This is a genomic window from Levilinea saccharolytica, assembly GCF_001306035.1.
In the GTDB taxonomy this organism is placed as follows: domain Bacteria; phylum Chloroflexota; class Anaerolineae; order Anaerolineales; family Anaerolineaceae; genus Levilinea; species Levilinea saccharolytica.
Genome location: NZ_LGCM01000060.1, coordinates 36,431 through 54,498, shown reverse-complemented (window position 1 = coordinate 54,498; position 18,068 = coordinate 36,431). Strand labels below are relative to the sequence as shown.

15 protein-coding genes are annotated in these 18,068 nt (G+C 62.2%); all 15 read left to right on the top strand.

Going from position 1 to position 18,068, the window contains the following annotated elements; translation table 11 throughout:
- Positions 1–86 precede the first annotated feature (86 nt).
- Positions 87–2,864 carry a M23 family metallopeptidase gene (locus ADN01_RS16200; RefSeq protein WP_062419089.1) on the top strand — a complete coding sequence of 926 codons (2,778 nt, stop codon included), beginning with the start codon at positions 87–89 and terminating at the stop codon, positions 2,862–2,864.
- Positions 2,865–3,004: 140 nt separating this feature from the next.
- Positions 3,005–4,072, top strand: a complete 1,068-nt coding sequence (serC, locus tag ADN01_RS16195) for a 3-phosphoserine/phosphohydroxythreonine transaminase (protein WP_062419088.1) — start codon at positions 3,005–3,007, stop codon at positions 4,070–4,072.
- Between the two features lie 36 nt (positions 4,073–4,108).
- Entirely contained in the window at positions 4,109–5,032 is a 924-nt protein-coding gene (locus ADN01_RS16190; RefSeq protein ID WP_062419087.1) for an NAD(P)-dependent oxidoreductase, read from the top strand.
- A gap of 144 nt (positions 5,033–5,176) precedes the next feature.
- Entirely contained in the window at positions 5,177–7,066 is a 1,890-nt protein-coding gene (locus tag ADN01_RS16185) for a hypothetical protein (RefSeq protein ID WP_075071285.1), read from the top strand.
- 95 nt (positions 7,067–7,161) lie between these two features.
- The gene (locus ADN01_RS16180) at positions 7,162–7,659 is read left to right on the top strand and encodes a winged helix-turn-helix transcriptional regulator (protein WP_062419085.1); all 498 of its coding nucleotides are present in this window, start codon (positions 7,162–7,164) and stop codon (positions 7,657–7,659) included.
- Positions 7,649–8,608 (top strand): GDP-L-fucose synthase family protein, encoded by a 960-nt coding sequence (locus ADN01_RS16175; protein ID WP_062419084.1) that lies wholly within the window; start codon positions 7,649–7,651, stop codon positions 8,606–8,608. Before ADN01_RS16180 ends, ADN01_RS16175 begins: the two co-directional genes overlap by 11 nt.
- A gap of 20 nt (positions 8,609–8,628) precedes the next feature.
- A complete protein-coding gene (locus ADN01_RS16170; protein WP_062419083.1) occupies positions 8,629–9,480 on the top strand; it encodes an ABC transporter permease in 852 nt (283 codons plus the stop codon).
- Positions 9,481–9,492: 12 nt separating this feature from the next.
- On the top strand, positions 9,493–10,749 hold the full coding sequence (locus tag ADN01_RS16165) for an ABC transporter ATP-binding protein (RefSeq protein ID WP_062419082.1): 1,257 nt from the start codon (positions 9,493–9,495) through the stop codon (positions 10,747–10,749).
- A 2-nt stretch (positions 10,750–10,751) separates the two neighbouring features.
- Positions 10,752–12,359 (top strand): capsular polysaccharide export protein, LipB/KpsS family, encoded by a 1,608-nt coding sequence (locus ADN01_RS16160; protein WP_062419081.1) that lies wholly within the window; start codon positions 10,752–10,754, stop codon positions 12,357–12,359.
- 9 nt (positions 12,360–12,368) lie between these two features.
- Positions 12,369–13,232 (top strand): class I SAM-dependent methyltransferase, encoded by an 864-nt coding sequence (locus ADN01_RS16155; RefSeq protein WP_062419080.1) that lies wholly within the window; start codon positions 12,369–12,371, stop codon positions 13,230–13,232.
- An 8-nt stretch (positions 13,233–13,240) separates the two neighbouring features.
- The gene (locus tag ADN01_RS16150) at positions 13,241–13,873 is read left to right on the top strand and encodes a GNAT family N-acetyltransferase (RefSeq protein WP_062419079.1); all 633 of its coding nucleotides are present in this window, start codon (positions 13,241–13,243) and stop codon (positions 13,871–13,873) included.
- A gap of 1 nt (position 13,874) precedes the next feature.
- Positions 13,875–14,894: a UDP-N-acetylglucosamine 4,6-dehydratase (inverting) gene (gene pseB / locus ADN01_RS16145; RefSeq protein WP_062419078.1), complete on the top strand. Its 1,020-nt coding sequence runs from the start codon at positions 13,875–13,877 to the stop codon at positions 14,892–14,894.
- Positions 14,891–15,814 (top strand): SDR family oxidoreductase, encoded by a 924-nt coding sequence (locus ADN01_RS16140; RefSeq protein ID WP_062419077.1) that lies wholly within the window; start codon positions 14,891–14,893, stop codon positions 15,812–15,814. Before pseB ends, ADN01_RS16140 begins: the two co-directional genes overlap by 4 nt.
- A gap of 55 nt (positions 15,815–15,869) precedes the next feature.
- Positions 15,870–16,937 (top strand): N-acetylneuraminate synthase family protein, encoded by a 1,068-nt coding sequence (locus ADN01_RS16135; RefSeq protein ID WP_113918881.1) that lies wholly within the window; start codon positions 15,870–15,872, stop codon positions 16,935–16,937.
- A complete protein-coding gene (locus ADN01_RS16130; protein WP_062419076.1) occupies positions 16,938–18,068 on the top strand; it encodes a glycosyltransferase in 1,131 nt (376 codons plus the stop codon).

Genomic DNA, 18,068 nt, shown 5'->3' with positions numbered 1-18,068 from the left:
GGAAGCAAAGGTGGTTTTTCGGTCTGGTATGAAACCTGCATCTTAACCCGCGAACCCTGTATCTGCTGAGAGGAGCACAGCGAAGCATGAAACAACCTCTTTTGAATTCCCTTTTTCAACAAACCGGAAAAAAAGTGTGGGTGTGGGCCGCACTGGGCTTTTTAGTGGTGCTTTTGCTGGCGGTGGGCGGGCTGCTGATCTGGCAGGGCTCGGGAGGCCCGGCGCTGCCTCACCGCATGACCGCCCAGCCCGACGACCCGCGGGTGGGTGCGATTGCGAAGGCGCTGAAAGCCGCCGGAGAAGGGCGAGAAGAGCTGCTGGCGTTCCTGATTTACGATGTGAGCATTGATCACGTGACCTTCAGCGACGACGGGCGCACCGCGCTGGTGTGGCTGGCCATGCGCGAGCGTGAGACGGGCGAGGTGGTGGCCGGGGAAGTGGGACTGGCCCTGGCGCGGCTGGGGGATGCGCCGGAGGAATGGAAGATAACTTTGCAAGCCGACGCGGACTGGGCACAGGTGCTGGCGGGCGTTCCCGAAGATCTGCTCAGCGCGGAGGAGCGCGCCTTTTACCTGCCCAAGGAGCAGAAGGTGGTGAAAGGGGGACAGGTTTTCCGGGGGTACAAACTGCCCTGGCCGGCGGGGCGCAAGGTGCGCGTGAGCGGCTCGGTGGGGCATGTATACGTCTACAAAACCTGCCCGACTACGTGCTTATACGCTTTTGATTTCGCTGACGGCACCAATTTTCCGGTGGTGGCGGCGCGCGGCGGGCGGGTGAAATACGCTGTGTGGCAGTACCCCAACGGCAACACCAAACACGCCAATTACCTGGTGCTGGAAGACACCAGCACCTCGCCGGTGACCTATCAGGTTTATTATCACCTGGCCCAAGACAGCATCCCGCCCGCGCTGCGCAGGGTGGGGGCCGAGGTCTTGCAGGGGCAGCTGATTGGAGCTGCGGACGACACCGGTGCCAGCACGGCCTCACATCTGCATTTTCATGTGCACACCAACCAGCATTTGTATTGGGGCAGCTCGGTGGACATTGTATTTGATGAAGTGCAGACCAACGGCGGCCGGCCGCGCACCTGCGTGGAGGCCAACACCTTCCCCTCGATGGGCAGCCAATGTCAGGCGGGGAACTGGTATGAGAGCGCCAATGGGGACGCCCAACGGCCCACCGGCGGGATTGAAAGCCCCAAGGAGAAGACCCTGGTGACCACGCGCAAGCTGACCGTCAAGGGCTGGGCCAAAGACGACCGCGAATTGGAAAACACCCAGTTCTTGATGACCTACACCGGCGAATGGACGCCGGTGGGCAAGCCCCAGAGCGGAGGGCAGGTTCAGGTGACGCTGGATTTGTGTAAGCTGGGTGTGCCCGACGGGCCTTTCCTGCTGGCGGTGGATGTGCGCGACCGGTCGGGCAAAAATTCCGGCCCCACGGGGCAGGTGATGCTGGAAAAGCAGTTTAACTGTGCCGGGCCGACCCCGACCCCCACGGCCACTCCCAAAGTGTGCCAGCCTGGGGCCGAGCAGGTGGGGCTGTGGACGGAGGAAAATTACCGCGGGGACTGCCAGGTGCTGGGGCTGGGCGAATACGCCAAAGCCAAACAGTTGGGGATTGGCAACAACACGGCTGAGTCGCTGCGCGTGGGGGCGGGGGTCATGGCCCTGGCGTACGCGGAAACGCAGTTCGGCGGGCAGGAAGAGGTCTTCTTAAAGGATTGGCCCAGCCTGCAGGACAGCCTCCTGGGGCCGGATGCGATTTCATCGCTGAAAGTGGTGCGGCGGCCCGACCCGCCTGCGCCGGCTGCGCTGAGCGCTCCGCAGGGAAAAGACGGCCAGCCGCTGCGGGAGGATGAGGCAGTGCGGCTGGAATGGCCGGCAGCGGCAGGGGTGGAAGCCTACCGCAGTGCGTTGAGCGGCCCGGACGGCTGGGAGAAAAGCCGAGATTGGGGCCAAGAGACCGTCTGGAAGGTGGGTAAGCTGGCGGCGGGGGCCTATCAATGGACGGTGTGGGCGCGCAACCGCGCAGGCGAAAGCCAGGCGAAGATCGAATTTCGCATTTTGGCTGTGGATCAGCCGCCCGCTAGCAACCTGGTTTCGGTGGAGGGGGCGGCGGTGGCCAGTACGGCGGCCGTTCTGCGCTGGGAGGTGCTGGAAGGCGAGGAGGATCTGGACTACTTTGAGATGCGCTACCGGCGCGACGGCGGCGAATGGACGCTGTGGCCGGAAAAGCCGGACGGCGGCGCGCGGCAGATGTGGTTTTTGGCCAAAACCGACGGCTTGTATGAATTTCAGGTGCGCGGGGTGGACCGTGCGGGCAACGTGGAGGATTTTGGCAGCAGCGTGGTGGAGATGACTCTGGAGACAATGTGCGCCGGGGCGGACGACAACGACGGCTGGCAGAATGCCGTGCCGGCGGCGGTTGGCGAGAGCTGGGAGGAGAGCCTTTGCCCGCGGGGGGATGTGGATTGGGTGGTGTTCCCGGCGCAGGCGGGGCGGCGTTACCGCTTCAGCGCGGCTTCGATGACCGGTGGGGCGGCGGTGCAGATTCAGCTGCTCGATACAGATCATCAAAAAGTGCTGGGGGAGGCGCGGGCAGCCGATTTTAAACAAGATGCCAGCCTGGAATGGAGCGCGCCTGCGGACGGGCTGTATTACCTCAAGATCCAGCCCATTCACCCCAACCTGGCGGGCAAAGGTGTCAATTACCGCCTGAGCATCGAAAGCCTGGGGCAGGTACTGGTTCCGGCGCTGGCCTGCAGCGGGCTGACCTTACCGGCAGCCTGGTGGCTGGTGCGGCTGGCCTGGAAACGGCGCAAAGAGACGCAGGCAAAGCGCGCGGAGATGGGCGACATCTGACGAAAGTTATTAATCATGTGCTATCTTTCACTATGAGGACGCTATTGGTCTGACATATAATCATCCTATACCCCCAAATCCAACATTGGGTGAGTTTTGGCTGCTCAACCATCTTCCATCAAAAAGGACAAGGAGTGACGATGAAAAAACACAATTTTAACCCGGGACCATCCATTCTTCCTCAATACACGATTGACGGCACGGCTGCAGCGATCAAAGATTTCATGGGCACTGGCCTCTCAATTCTGGAAGTTTCTCACCGCGGCAAAGAGTTCGATGCGGTGATGAACGACGCCGTGGCATTGGTCAAGGAAGTTCTGGGTGTGCCGGAAGGTTACGCCGTGCTCTTTGTGGGCGGCGGGGCCAGCACACAGTTCTTCCATGTACCCTACAATCTGTTGGAGAAGAAAGCCGCCTATTTAAAGACCGGCGAATGGGCCACGAAAGCCGCCAAGGAAGCTGAACTGTTTGGCGAGGTCGTGATTGTGGCTTCTTCGGAAGATAAGAACTTCAGCTATGTTCCCAAGGGATACGTGATCCCCACCGATGTGGATTATTTCCATATCACCACCAACAACACCATCTACGGCACCGAAATCATGACCGACCTGGATTCGCCGGTGACACTGGTGGCGGATATGTCTTCGGACATCTTCAGCCGGCCGGTGGACGTGGCCAAATACGGTTTGATCTACGCCGGCGCGCAGAAGAACCTGGGCCCGGCGGGCGTGACGCTGGTGATCGTGCGCGAAGACCTCTTGGGCAAAATGACCCGCAAGATGCCGAAGATGGTGGATTACCGCACGCACATCAAGAGCAACTCGATGTTCAACACCCCGCCGGTGGTGAATGTGTATGCCTGCATGCTCACCCTGCAGTGGCTGAAGAACAACGGCGGTTTGGTGGCCATGGACAAGGTCAACGCGGCCAAGTCCGAACTGCTCTATGCTGAAATTGACCGCAACAAGTGCTTCGTGGGCACTGCGGCGAAGGAAGACCGCTCGCGCATGAATGTGTGCTTTGTGATGGCGGAAGGCTACAAAGAATTGGAAGCGGAATTCATCTCGTTTGCCTCCAGCAAGGGCCTGGTTGGGATCAAGGGCCACCGCTCGGTGGGCGGCTTCCGCGCGTCGCTGTATAACGCCCTGCCGTTGGAAAGCGTCCAGGCGCTGGTGGATGCCATGCGCGAATTTGAGGCGTCTCACTAACCCTGGGAAACCGGGCTTTTCAGGAAAGGTGCAGAGATGACCAAAGTTTTGGTTGCAACCGATAAGCCGTTCGCCAAAGTGGCGGTGGCAGGCATTCGCAAAGTGGTGGAAGCGGCCGGGTTTGAGCTGGCGCTGCTGGAGAAATACACGGAAGTGTCGCAGTTCCTGGCGGCGGTGGCTGACGCGGATGCGCTGATCGTGCGCAGCGACCTGGTGACGGCTGAGGTGTTGGACGCGGCCAAGCAGCTGAAGATCGTGGTGCGGGCCGGGGCAGGCTTTGACAACATTGACCTGGAAGCGGCCACGAAGCACGGTGTGGTGGTGATGAACACCCCCGGGCAGAATTCCAACGCGGTGGCTGAGCTGGCGTTTGAGATGATGCTGTATCAGGCGCGCGGCGGTTTCGCGGGCAAGAGCGGTTTTGAGCTGCGCGGCAAGACCCTGGGCCTGCATGCCTTTGGCTACGTGGGCAAATGCATGGCGGCGATTGCCAAGGGCTTTGGCATGCAGCTGTTTGCCTATGATCCCTTCCTCTCGGCGGAAGACATCGCCAAAGAGGGCGTCACGCCGGTGGCTTCGGCAGAAGAACTGTATGAGAAGTGCCAGTATGTGTCGCTGCACATGCCGGCCAACGCCAAGACCAAACTGAGCATTAACCACGCGCTGCTTTCGCGCATGCCTAAGGGCGCCACGCTGGTGAACACCGCGCGCGCGGAAGTGATCCACGAAGAAGATTTGCTGCGCGTGTTCGAAGAGCGCCCCGACTTTGTGTACCTGTCGGACGTGGCCCCGATCTGCAAAGCGGACATTGAAGCCAAGTACCCCGGGCGCTTCCTGTTCACGGCCAAGAAGATGGGCGCGCAGACGGAAGAAGCCAACACCAACGCCGGCATCGCCGCTGCGGAGCAGATTCGCGACTTCATTGTGAAGGGCGACAAGCGCTTCCAGGTGAACAAGTAAGCGTTAACGGCTGTCAACGGATTGTTGATCCCCTCCCCACCTGCGGGAGGGGATCCTTTTTGCCGATCCAGGGGAGAGGGTATAATGGTCTGCATCTACGCGGGCAGAGGGAGCTGAAATTTGCACAAGGCAGACGCAGGCAAAATGAGTTGGCTGAGCTGGCTGGCGGGGATGAGCGCGGCGCTGGCCGCGGCGGTTTGGGTGTTAACCACCCCGCTGCCGCGGGTGGTGGGGCTGAGCGCGCGCTATGACTTGACCCTGGTCGTGCCAGCCGCGCTGATTTTGCTGACGCTGGCTTTCCGGCTGCGGGGCGGGTGGGGGCAAAGCGCGGCTCTGGGGCTGACCCTGGTGCTGTTTTGTCTGCCGCTGGCGGGGCTGTGGGCCAGCGGGGCAAGCGAATCGTACACGGTGGGGGGGCTGCTGCCCTACAGCGATGCACAGGTGTATTACCGCGACGCGCTGCGCGTGACCGAGGGGGATCTGCTTTCGTCTTTTTCGGCGCGCCGGCCGCTGTTTCCAGCATTTTTGGCGGGGGCGCTGGCCTTGAGCGGGCGCAACTTGCAGGCGGCCCTGGCGCTGACCGCCCTGGTGACGGCCGTCAGCTGCTGGCTGGCGGCGCGGGAGATGGCGCGCACCCACGGCAGTCTGGCCGGGGCGGTAGTGCTGGTAGGGCTGTTCCTGTTCAGCCGCCGCTTTACTGGAACCACCATGACCGAGAGCCTGGGGCTGGCGCTGGGGGCTTTGGGATGGGGGCTGCTGTGGCGCGGGGCGGCGGAAGGCCGCTTGTGGACGATCGCGGCGGGGCTGGCCCTTTCGGCGCTGGCGCTCAATGCGCGCGCGGGGGCCTTCTTTACCCTGGCGCTGTGGGTGGTGTGGCTGGGGGTGTGGGGGGTAAAGGGCTGGCCGCGCATTTTGGGACGGGCGGCTTTGGGGTTGGCGGCGGTGGGGCTGGCCTTTGGGGCCAACCTGCTGCTGGTGAAAACCCTCAGCGCCCCAGGCGGGGTGGCCTTTGCCAATTTTGCCGACACCCTCTACGGGCTGGCGGCGGGGGGCAAAGGCTGGCAGCAGATTGAGGCGGACGCCCCGCAGGTGGCCAAACTGGATGAGCCGCAGCGTTCGCAGGAGATCTATGCCCTGGCGCTGGAGCGTATGCGCACCCGCCCGCAGGATACCCTGACGGGGGCGCTCCGAGCCTGGGGCGACTTCTTCCGGCCAGACCGCGAAGGTGTGTTCGGCTTTGTGGACAGCCAATTGAACCTGGAAACACGCTTGAGCGTTCGCGTGATGATTTGGGGTCTGTACGCGCTCAGCGCAGCGGGTCTGTGGGGGATGATCCGGCGGCGGCGAGAGGCCTGGGTGGGGCTGCTGGCGTTTGGGCTGGCAGGCCTGCTGCTTTCGGTGCCCTTTGTGCCGCCGGTAGATGCTGGGCGCATGCGCGCTTACGCGGCCAGCCTGCCCCTGCTGGTGACTTTGCCCGCCCTGGGGGTGTGGGAAGTGGGCACGCGCTTACGCCTGAAAGTGCTGGACGGCTGGTTGGCGGCTGAGGCAGATACGCCGCGCGGGCTGCTGTGGGGTTGGGCGGGGGTGGTGAGCGCGTGGAGCTGTGTGGGGGCGCTGGCGGTCTTTGCCCTGGCGCAGCCCAGCACGGCGGCGGCTCCGCAGTGCGCGCAGGGGGAAAAAGGCTTTGTGTTCCATCATGCGGCTGGCTCCACGGTGCAGGTGATAGCAGACGAGGCCGCGGGCGCCGCTTGGCTGCCGCGGGTGCACGAGAGCTTGTTTGAGCGCGGAAGCCGCACCCTGGCGACGGATTTTTACGGCGATTTGGCCGAGCTGCCGGTTCCTTTCAGCCTGGTGCAGGCCAACGACCTGAACCGCGGGGGCATGGTTTGGCTGGTGGTGACGGGCGAAGACCTGCCGCCGCGCGGGCTGGCGGCGGTGTGCGCGGCCAAAATCAACACCCCTGGGCTGGGCTGGCGCAATTTTTACACGGTGCGGCGCTGGGAGGTGCTGGCGCCGGACGGGGGCGGGCAGTAAAACGTTAACCCATTTTTAACCTCACAGGCGGGGGCGTCCCTTGACCAATTCGGCGGGCGGTTTTATAATTCAGCCGTTGAATATTGAAAGGGACTATGGGAAACTTCCCCGATACCGACCGAGATTTAGTCCTGCTGGAACAACTAGAACAGGATCCGGATGCTACCCAGGCGTCATTGGCTGCGCAGTTGGGGGTGGCCGTTGGGACGATTAACTGGCATCTGAAGCGATTAATTGCAAAGGGATACATCAAGGCGCGGCGCGTTGAGCGCCGTAAATTGCGTTATATCATCACGCCGGATGGGCTGGCACTGCGGGCGCGCCTGACTCTGGACTACATTCAAAACTCGTTTCGCATGTACCGCCTGGTGCGGGAGCGGGTTTTAGCGGCGGTGGAAGAGCTGCGCGCGCAGGGGGTGGAGCAGGTGCGGCTGGAGGGTGAGGGGGATGTGGCGGATGTGTGCCGCCTGACCTGCCTGGAGCAAAATTTGCAGGTGGTCACGGACGAGGCTGCGCCGTTGATTTCTGTGCGCGGACTGAAGGTGTTTATCGAGTACCACGATCACGATCAAAGGGCTGACTATGGAAACTGAATCGTTTTGGAAAGATCGTCGGGTGTGTGTGACCGGCGGGGCCGGCTTTTTAGGCTCGTTCGTTCAACAGAAACTGCGCGAGCGCGGTGTGGGCGAAATTTTTGTGCCAACGATTGAGAAGTACAACCTGGTGGAGCGCGACGATATTGTGCGCCTGCTGGACGATGCACGGCCGGACGTGATCATTCACCTGGCAGCGCACGTGGGCGGGATCGGCGCCAACCGCGAACATCCGGCGGAATTCTTCTACGACAATTTAATGATGGGCGTGCAGCTTCTGCACGAGTCTTACCGCCGCGGGGTGGAAAAGTTCGTGGCCATCGGCACGGTGTGCGCATACCCCAAGTTCACGCCGGTGCCGTTCAAAGAGGACGACCTGTGGATTGGCTACCCGGAAGAGACCAACGCGCCCTACGGCCTGGCCAAAAAGATGCTGCTGGTGCAGGCGCAGGCCTACCGCCAACAGTACGGCTACAACGCCATTTTCCTGCTGCCGGTGAACCTGTACGGCCCGCGGGATAATTTTGACCTGAACTCTTCGCACGTCATTCCGGCCATGATCCGCAAGATGATCGAGGCGCAGGAAGCGGGGCAGAAGGAAGTGGTGCTGTGGGGAGACGGCTCGCCCACGCGCGAATTCATCTATGCCGAAGATGCCGCCGAAGGGATTGTGCTGGCCGCTGAGCGCTATAACGGCCCGGATGCGGTCAACATCGGCTCCGGCCACGAGATCGCCATCCGCGATCTGGCAGAGCTGATTGCGCGCCTGACCGGTTTTGAGGGCAAGCTGGTGTGGGACACCATCAAGCCCAACGGGCAGCCGCGGCGCGGGCTGGATACGACCCGCGCGGAGCAGTACTTTGGTTTCAAGGCGCGCACCAGTTTTGAAGAAGGGCTGCGGCGCACGATTGATTGGTATCGAGGCGCACGCACGGCGCAGACGCGCTGAGACATTGCGATAGGATCGGCATGAAAGCCATAACACCCTCTGCAAACGATGTTCCCGTAGTCCATTTACGCCCGCCGCGCGGCTGGTTTTCCTTAAATTTGCGCGATTTGTGGCAGTATCGGGAATTGATCTATTTCCTGACCTGGCGCGACCTCAAGGTTCGCTACAAGCAAACCTTGTTGGGGGCGTTGTGGGCGGTACTGCGGCCGTTCATGACCATGGTGGTGTTCAGCATTTTCTTCGGCGAGCTGGGCAAGGTGCCTTCTGAGAATTTGCCCTACCCGGTGTTTGCATACACCGGTTTGCTGCCCTGGGAGCTGTTTGCCACGGCGCTGACCGTGGCCAGCCATTCGCTGGTGAACAACCGCCACATGATCACCAAGATCTATTTCCCGCGGGTGATTCTGCCGATGGCTTCCATCCTGGCGGGGGTGGTGGACTTTTTGATCGCCAGCGTGGTGCTGGCGGGGATTATGCTGTATTTTGGCACGCCGCTGGCGGGGCCGGTTTGGCCGGTGATTTTCTTCCTGCTGCTGACTCTCATCACCGCTTTGGGGGTGGGCCTGTGGCTGGCGGCGCTGAACGTGATGTACCGCGACATCAATTACATCACGCCGTTTTTGTCGCAATTCTGGCTGCTGATCACGCCCATCGCTTACGGCAGCAGTCTGGTTCCGGAAAGCTGGCGGATTCTGTACGCGCTGAACCCCATGGTGGGGGTGGTGAACGGCTTCCGCTGGGCGCTGCTGGGCATGGAAAGCGGCGCGCCGGGGCCGATGATGTGGGTTTCGGTGCTGGTGTCGCTGCTGCTGCTGGTGAGCGGGCTGATCTTCTTCCGCCGCATGGAACGCCAGTTTGCGGATATGGTGTAAGGAGGCGGCGGCATGAGCGATCTGGCCATTCGAGTGGAAAATCTGGGCAAACAGTACCGGCTGGGGACGAGCGGGACGAATTATCAGACCCTGCGCGACGCCCTGGGCGAGATGTTTTCGGGGCGGCGCGAACCCTCGGCCGAAAGCGGCAAGAAATTCTGGGCGCTGCGCAATGTGAGCTTCGAGGTGCAGCAGGGGCAGGTGCTGGGCGTGATCGGGCGCAACGGGGCAGGCAAAAGCACCCTGCTGAAGCTGCTCTCGCGCGTCACCGACCCCAGCGAAGGGGCCGCTGAAATCCGCGGGCGGGTGGGGTCCTTGCTGGAAGTGGGCACGGGCTTTCACCCCGAATTGAGCGGGCGCGAGAACATCTTTTTGAACGGGGCGATTTTGGGCATGAAACGGGCCGAAATTGCCAGCAAATTTGATGAGATTGTGCAGTTTGCGGAGGTGGAGCAATTTATTGACACCCCCGTGAAGCGCTATTCTTCGGGCATGTACCTGCGCCTGGCCTTTGCTGTGGCGGCGCATTTGGAGCCGGAGATTTTGGTGGTGGACGAAGTGCTGGCCGTGGGCGACGCCGAATTTCAGCGCAAGTGCCTGGGCAAGATGAGCGACGTGGCCCAGCAGGGGCGCACGGTGCTGTTTGTCAGCCACAACATGTCGGCGGTGCTGCGCCTGACCCAAGAGACACTGGTGATTGATAAGGGGCGGCTGGTGATGCGCGCGCCGACTACAGAAGCCGTGGATTTTTACCTGTCGCAGGGCTTTTCGCAGGAAGGCGTGCGCGAATGGCGCGAGGATGAGATCCCAGCCAGTGCGGAGCCGTTCCGTCCGCTGGCGGTGCGTGTGTGCAACCCGGCGGGGGCCATTGCAGACACGGTGCGCTCGCGCGAACCCATCACCCTGGAAATTGCCTACCGGCTGAACGCGCCGGTGCAGGGGCTGCGGGTGGGCATTTATTTGATGAGCACACGGGGCGAGTATATTCTGACCTCGTTTGATACGGATGATCCTGAAAAATTTGAACGCTACGCCACGCGCGCGCCGGGGGAATATGTCAGCCGGTGCGTGCTGCCCGCCGACTTTTTGAACGAGGGGCGTTATGTGATTGGGGTGAACGCCAGCTCTTTTCGGGTGCGTCGCTATTTTCAGGATGAACAGGCTCTGACGTTCAACGTTGACGCGGCTGGGGCGCCGGGCACACAGTGGCCGGAACTGCGCTTAGGCCCCGTCCGCCCGCGATTAGATTGGCACATTAAGGTGGTGTAGGTATGGCTCTTTCCAGTAAAGAAGGCATTAAGAACCTTTTGGGGCAAATTCCGTTCACTGCGGAGTTGTATTGGCTGGTGCGTCAGCGCGGAAAGCCAATCCAAAGCCGGTTCTCGCTGCGCCATCTGCAAAACGCCATGCCCGATCTGGTGGCGCAGGCGGCGGCGCTGCGGCAGAATGCACCCGCGGGAAAGAATGTGTTCATTTTCGCCACCCTGCATTATTGGATTGAGCATGCCGCGCTGCTGGGACTGGCGCTGGCCTCGCAGGGCCACAAGGTGACTTTGGGCTTTCTGCCTTATGCTGAATGGCAGTCGCCGATCAACCGCTTTGACCTGCGCCGCCAGAACTACTATGCCCGCAAGGTGCTGGAGGCGGCCGCGCCGGTGATGGAGTCGGTGTCGCTCTTGAATATGCGTACCAATTACAAGCCGATGGGCGAGGGCATGCGCGATCTGGTGGAACGCGTGACCGTTTTTGACACGCAGTACACTCTGCAGGTGGAAGATGTGGACCCCGAAAGCGAAGTTTACAAGCTGCGCTGGGAGCGCAACGCGGATGCAGCCCGCGCGGCACAGGCCTGGCTGAGCGCCAACCGCCCGGATGTGGTGATTGTGCCCAACGGCACCATTCAGGAATTGGGCGTAGTGTACCGCGTGGCGCGCGCCATGAAGATCCCGGCGGTGACGTATGAATTTGGCGATCAGCGCCAGCGCATTTGGCTGGGGCAGAACGCGGAAGTGATGCGGCAGGAGACCGACGGCCTGTGGAAGGCGCGGCGCGACCTGCCTTTGACCGAAGAACAGATGGAACGCCTGCGCTCGCTGTTTGTGGCGCGCTCGCGGGCTTCGCTGGTAGAAAATTTTGCCCGCCTGTGGCAGGATACCCCTGCGCAGGGCGGCGAACAGGCCCGCCAGGCCCTGGGGCTGGATGAACGCCCGGTGGTACTGTTGGCTACCAATGTGTTGGGCGATAGTCTCACTTTGGGCCGCCAGGTGTTCAGCAAGAGCATGGCCGAGTGGATCAGCCGCACGGTGCAGTATTTCGCCGGACGCAGCGATGTGCAGCTGGTGATCCGCGTGCACCCCGGCGAGGTCTTGACCCACGGGCAATCTATGGTGGACGTGGTGAAATCGGTGCTGCCGCATTTGCCGGAGCACATTCACCTGATTAAGCCCAAAGACAAGGTGAACACCTACGATATCATCGAGGTGGCTAACGCCGGTCTGGTGTACACCACCACCGTGGGCCTGGAAATGGCCATGAGCGGCGTGCCGGTGATCACCGCTGGTCAGACCCATTACCGCGGGCGCGGCTTTACCCACGACCCCGAGTCCTGGGTGACGTACTTTAAGCTCCTGGGGCAGGTCTTAGAGAAGCCAGAGGTGTTTAAACTGACGCGCGAGCAGGTGCAGCAAGCCTGGGCGTACGCGTACCGCTTCTTCTTTGACTTCCCGCGGCCTTTCCCGTGGCATTTGGTGCGGGTTTGGGACGATTACAAACAGCGGTCGATTCGCGACGTGTTCAGCGAGAGCGGCAAAGAGCAGTACGGCCAGACTTTCCGCTACCTGACCGGCGAACCGATTGACTGGGCTAACGTGGTGGACTAGAGGCGCGGCATGTCTGAAGGCGAAGTCAAGGATCAGGTACGGCAGTTTTATAACCAGGTGGGCTGGCAGCAGGTGGAAGGCGGCGTGTATCAAAACGCGCGCTACGAAGACCTGCGGCCTGTGGCGCGGGAATATATCCACCGCTGTCATCTGCGGGTCAACCGCCATCTGAAAGCGGAAGGCCGTTTCTTGTTGGACGCCGGATCGGGGCCGGTGCAGTATGTGGAATATCTGACTTACTCGCACGGTTATCAGCGGCGGGTATGCCTGGACCTTTCGATTGTGGCTCTTCAGGAGGCGCGTAAACGTCTGGGCGCGCACGGGGTGTATGTTGTGGCGGATGTGTCGCGGCTGCCCTTTCGTGCGGATGCGTTTGACGGGGTGGTTTCGCTGCACACGCTGCACCACCTGCCCTTGCAGGATCAGCCGCGGGCCTACGACGAGATTCAGCGCGTGTTGGCCGCGGACGGCAGCGCGGTGATCGTGAACGGCTGGACCGAGTCGCGCCTGATGCGGCGCTGCCAGCCCTGGGTGCGTCTGATGGAACGGCTGGGCACCTGGGTGGCGAAGCGCCGGGGTAAGGTGACGGCTGAGGCCAGCCCTGCTGCGCGCGCGGCGGCTAAACCCGCGGACCCCACCGGCACGTTTGTGCGCAAACTGGACGCCGATTGGCTGCGCCAGGAAGTGGGCAGCCGTATGCCGCTGGAAATTCGCGTGTGGCGCAGCGTCAGCGTGCGCTGGCTGCGGGCGCTCATGCACACCGCGTTGGGCGGCAAATACTGCCTGCGGCTGCTGTTTTGGATGGAAGAGCGCTGGCCAAAGTATTTTGGCGAAAACGGACAGTATCCCCTGGTGATCGTGCGTAAGGCATGAGGGCTGAGATGGACAAACACAGCGCGCAGTTGGGCGGGATGACCGTGCTTCCGGTGACGCCGGAGCGCTGGGGCGACCTGGAGGGCCTGTTTGGGGCCAAAGGGGCGTACGGCGGCTGCTGGTGCATGTATTGGCGGCTGCCGCGCAAAGCCTTTGACGCTGGAAAAGGCGAACCTCACCGCCAAAGCCTGCGTGCGCTGGTGGATGAGGGGCATGTGCCGGGTCTGCTGGCGTATGCTGATGGGAAGGCCGTGGGCTGGGTCAGCCTGGGGCCGCGTGACGAGTTCCCGACCCTGGAGCGTTCGCGGGTGCTGAAGCGCGTGGATGACCAGCCGGTTTGGGCGATTGTGTGTTTTTATGTGGCGCGCCACAAACGCCGCCAGGGGGTGATGCGGGCGTTGATCGCTGGGGCGGTGGAGTATGCCGCGCAGCAGGGGGCGCAGGTGGTGGAAGCCTATCCGGTGGAACCGGCCGGCGGGGCCTACCCGGATGTGTATGCCTACACCGGCCTGGCCAAGACCTACCGCGCACTGGGCTTTGAAGAGGCGGCCCGCCACAGCCCCACGCGGCCGATTCTACGTAAAGTGATCAAATCCGGGGGGACATCCCCCGCTGCGGTTAAACCTGAGCAAGGAGATTGATATGGATTGGACCAAGAAAGTGGTGTTGGTGACCGGCGGGACTGGGTCGTTTGGCAAGAAATTTGTGGATGTCATGCTGAAAGAATATCACCCGGCCAAGATCATCATTTACAGCCGTGATGAACTGAAACAGCACGAGATGCGTGTGGCGGGCTTTGATCACCCTTCGCTGCGCTATTTCATTGGCGACATTCGCGATGTGCAGCGTCTGCGGCGGGCGTTTAACGGTGTGGATATTGTGGTGCATGCGGCAGCCCTCAAGCAGGTTCCGGCCTGTGAATATAACCCCATGGAAGCCATCAAGACCAATATCCTGGGCAGCAGCAACGTGATTGACGCCGCCCTGGACGCGGGCGTGGGGCGGGTGATCGCCCTGAGCACGGATAAGGCGGTCAACCCCGTGAATCTGTATGGGGCCACCAAGCTGGCGGCGGAAAAGCTGTTTGTACAGAGCAACGCCTACGCGGGCGGCACGTCCACGCGCTTTAGCTGCGTGCGCTACGGCAACGTGGTAGGCAGCCGCGGCAGTGTGGTGCCCATGTTCCTGAAGCAGCGCAACAACGGCCCGCTGAGCGTGACCGATGAACGCATGACCCGCTTTTGGATCTCGCTGGAACAGGGCGTGCGCTTCGTGATCCGCTGTTTGGAACAGATGCACGGCGGCGAAGTGTTCGTGCCCAAAATTCCCAGCATGAGCCTGGTGGATCTGGCGCGGGCCATTTCGCCGGAGGCCGAGATCAATGTTATCGGCATTCGCCCGGGCGAAAAGCTGCACGAGCTGTTGATTTCGGAAGATGAGGCTCGTTCCACGGTGGAACTGGAGGATATGTTTGTGGTGCAGCCGGTGGATACGCCCTGGGAAACCCAGTGGCGCGGGCAGGAATGGGCCCAGAAGGGCAAGTCACTGCCGGACGGCTTTTTGTACGCCAGCAACAACAACCCGGAATGGATGACGATTGAGCAGATTCAGGACATGATCGCGCCCATTGAAACCGCGCTGTATGAGGGCAAGCTGGAATGACGCGCTGGCTGGTGACCGGCGCTGGCGGCCTGCTGGGGCTGAATTTCGCCCTGCGGCACGCCCGCCAGCAGACGGTGGTGGGGGTAGTGCACCGCCAGGGTCTGGTGGGGGTTCCGTTTGAAACGCTTCAGGCCGATTTGAGCCAGCCCGGCGCCGTGGACGCAGTGCTGGAGGCGGCGCGCCCCGACGTGATTCTGCACGCGGCGGCGATGGCCAACGTGGACGCCTGCGAAAGCGACCCCCAGGCGGCCTTGCGCGTGAACGCCGAGCTGCCGGCCGAACTGGCCCGTGCGGCGGCGCGGCTGGGAATTCAGATGGTGCATATTTCCACCGATGCGGTCTTTGACGGCAAGGTGGGCTATTACCGCGAGGAGGACACCCCCAACCCGCTGAGCGTGTACGCACGCACCAAACTGGCTGGGGAGCAGGCCGTTCTGGCGGCTTTTCCGCAGGCGCTGGTGGCGCGGGTGAACTTCTTTGGCTGGAGCCTGGCGGGCAAGCGCAGCCTGGCGGAGTGGTTCTTTAATAACCTGCGGGCGGGCAGAAACATGAAGGGCTTTACGGATGTGCTCTTCTGCCCGATGAACGTGATCCACTTGAGCGACCTGCTGGCCGAGATGGCGGCGCAGGGGCTGACGGGCCTGTACCACGTGGTGGGCCCGGAGGCTTTGAGCAAATATGAATTTGGGCTGCGGATTGCGCGGCGATTCCGCTTTTCGGCCAAGCTGATCGAGCCGGCCTCGGTGTATGACGGCGGTTTGGCGGCGGCGCGTTCGCCCAATTTAACCCTGAACACCGAAAAGCTGCGTGCGGCGTTGGGCCAGGATTTGCCGGATGTGAGCGCGGGCTTGGATTTGTTCTATCACCAGTTCCGCCAGGGATACCCAGATATGCTGCGCACCCTGGGCGCGGCCGCTTAACCTGCGCCTGCCTGAGAACAGGCAGGGGAGGGATTTCCACCCTGAGGAGAGAAAGATGGAAATGAGAATTGGAAACCGGACCATTGGCGGCGATAACCCCACCTATTTCATCGCCGACATCGCCGCGAACCACGACGGCAGTTTGGAACGCGCCAAGTATTTGATCCGCCTGGCCAAACAGGCCGGGGCAGACGCGGCCAAATTCCAAAACTTCCGCGCGCCCAAAATCGTTTCGGATTACGGTTTTCGCCACATGGGGGGGCAGCTTTCACACCAGGCGAGTTGGAAAAAGTCGGTGTTTGAGGTGTACCAGGACGCTTCCATCCCCTTCGATTGGAGCGAGGAGCTGAAAGCGGTGTGCGAAGAGGTGGGGATTGAGTATTTCTCCTCGCCCTATGATTTTGATGCGATTGACCTGCTGGACGCCTACATGCCCGCTTATAAGATTGGCTCGGGCGAAATTGATTGGATCGAAGCTCTGGAGCGAATGGCGCGCAAGAACAAGCCTGTGCTGCTGGCCACCGGTGCAGCTGAGATCGGCGAGGTGCAGCGGGCGGTGCATGCCATTTTGAAGATTAACCCCCAGCTGGTGCTGATGCAGTGCAACACCAATTACACCGCCAGCCTGGAGAATTTTAAATATATCAACCTGCGCGTGCTGGAAACCTACCGGCTGATGTTCCCCCAGGTGGTGCTGGGCCTTTCGGACCACACCCCGGGGCATGTGACCGTGTTGGGTGCGGTGACGCTGGGGGCGCGCGTGGTGGAAAAGCACTTCACGGACGACAATTCGCGCGAGGGGCCGGATCATAAATTTGCCATGAACCCGGATTCTTGGAACGAGATGGTGGAAAACACGCGCTATCTGGAGCGGGCTTTGGGTTCGGCGGATAAGACCATCGCTGAGAATGAAGTGGACACCTCCGTGGTGCAGCGGCGCTGCCTGCGGGCGGCGCGCGACATTCGCGCGGGCGAAAAGATGACCCGCGAGATGATTGACGTGCTGCGCCCGGCCGCCCCTGGAGCCATCCGCCCGCATGAAATTGAGGCGGTGGTGGGCACGACGACCATCGAGGACATCCCCTTCGGTAAAGAACTGCGCTGGACCCAGTTGGGAGCCTGATTGCGCGTTTTGTATTTCACCCGCGACTACACCCCTCACGATCACCGCTTCTTGACGGCGCTGGCCGACAGCGAACACACGGTGAGCTTTTTGCGGTTGGAGCGGCGCGGGATGCAGCGGGAAGACCGGCCGATTCCGGCGGCGGTGCAGCAGATTCACTGGTACGGCGGGGACCGCCCCGCGCGCTGGCAGGAGGGGCTGCGGCTGGTGAGCAGTCTGCGCCAGGTGCTGCGGCGGGTGCAGCCGGATGTGGTGCACGCAGGCAGCGTGCAGACGGCGGCCTTTTTGACCGCGGCGGCGGGCTTTCACCCGCTGGTGAGCATGTCGTGGGGCTCGGACCTGCTCAAAGATGCCGACCGCAGCCGCGCATGGCGCTGGGCCACGCAGTTCACCCTGCGCCGCACGGATGTTCTGGTGGGCGACTGCCAGGCGGTGGCGGATCGGGCGGCGGAATTTGGCTTTCCGCGCGAACGCATGGTGCTTTTTCCCTGGGGCGTGGACCTGACCCGGTTTTCGCCGGGGGAGGCGCCGGCCCAGCGGGCGCGTATGGGCTGGGAGGACGCGTTTGTGCTCCTTTCGCTGCGCGCCTGGGAGCCGCTGTACGGCGTGGATGTGGTCGTGCGGGCTTTTTGCCGCGCTGCGCGGGAAGTGCCTGAACTGCGGCTGGTGCTGCTGGGGGGCGGGTCGCAGGCCGCGGAACTGCGCCGTCTGCTGGAGCAGGCGGGCATGACGGAACGGGTGTGGTTCGGCGGGCAGGTGAGCAACGCCCACCTGGCGGAATTTTACCGCCTGGCGGATGTGTACGTGAGCGCGGCCTACAGCGACGGCTCTTCGGTGTCGCTGATGGAAGCCCTGGCCTGCGGCCGTCCGTCCGTGGTGACGGATATTCCCAGCAACGCCGAATGGGTGCAGACCGGGGAACACGGCTGGCGCTTTCCGGCGGGGGACGCCGAAGCCCTGGCGGCGGTGATGGTGAGAGCGGCGCAAGACCGGGCCGCGCTGGCGCGCATGAGGAGCGCGACGCGCAGACTGGCCGAAGAACGCGCTGATTGGAAGAAAAATTTTCAAAAACTGTTGGCGGCCTACGACCTGGCGGTGCAAACCCAGGCCAAACGGCGCGCAGAACGTTGA

Excerpts from the sequence above, each read along its gene's own strand:
- ADN01_RS16150 (WP_062419079.1), top strand. The coding sequence starts at position 13,241 with ATGGACAAACACAGCGCGCAGTTGGGCGGGATGACCGTGCTTCCGGTG.
- ADN01_RS16180 (WP_062419085.1), top strand. The coding sequence starts at position 7,162 with ATGGGAAACTTCCCCGATACCGACCGAGATTTAGTCCTGCTGGAACAA.
- ADN01_RS16190 (WP_062419087.1), top strand. The coding sequence starts at position 4,109 with ATGACCAAAGTTTTGGTTGCAACCGATAAGCCGTTCGCCAAAGTGGCG.
- ADN01_RS16200 (WP_062419089.1), top strand. The coding sequence starts at position 87 with ATGAAACAACCTCTTTTGAATTCCCTTTTTCAACAAACCGGAAAAAAA.
- ADN01_RS16160 (WP_062419081.1), top strand. The coding sequence starts at position 10,752 with ATGGCTCTTTCCAGTAAAGAAGGCATTAAGAACCTTTTGGGGCAAATT.
- ADN01_RS16175 (WP_062419084.1), top strand. The coding sequence starts at position 7,649 with ATGGAAACTGAATCGTTTTGGAAAGATCGTCGGGTGTGTGTGACCGGC.
- ADN01_RS16165 (WP_062419082.1), top strand. The coding sequence starts at position 9,493 with ATGAGCGATCTGGCCATTCGAGTGGAAAATCTGGGCAAACAGTACCGG.
- ADN01_RS16170 (WP_062419083.1), top strand. The coding sequence starts at position 8,629 with ATGAAAGCCATAACACCCTCTGCAAACGATGTTCCCGTAGTCCATTTA.
- ADN01_RS16155 (WP_062419080.1), top strand. The coding sequence starts at position 12,369 with ATGTCTGAAGGCGAAGTCAAGGATCAGGTACGGCAGTTTTATAACCAG.
- ADN01_RS16135 (WP_113918881.1), top strand. The coding sequence starts at position 15,870 with ATGGAAATGAGAATTGGAAACCGGACCATTGGCGGCGATAACCCCACC.
- ADN01_RS16140 (WP_062419077.1), top strand. The coding sequence starts at position 14,891 with ATGACGCGCTGGCTGGTGACCGGCGCTGGCGGCCTGCTGGGGCTGAAT.
- pseB (WP_062419078.1), top strand. The coding sequence starts at position 13,875 with ATGGATTGGACCAAGAAAGTGGTGTTGGTGACCGGCGGGACTGGGTCG.
- ADN01_RS16185 (WP_075071285.1), top strand. The coding sequence starts at position 5,177 with ATGAGTTGGCTGAGCTGGCTGGCGGGGATGAGCGCGGCGCTGGCCGCG.
- serC (WP_062419088.1), top strand. The coding sequence starts at position 3,005 with ATGAAAAAACACAATTTTAACCCGGGACCATCCATTCTTCCTCAATAC.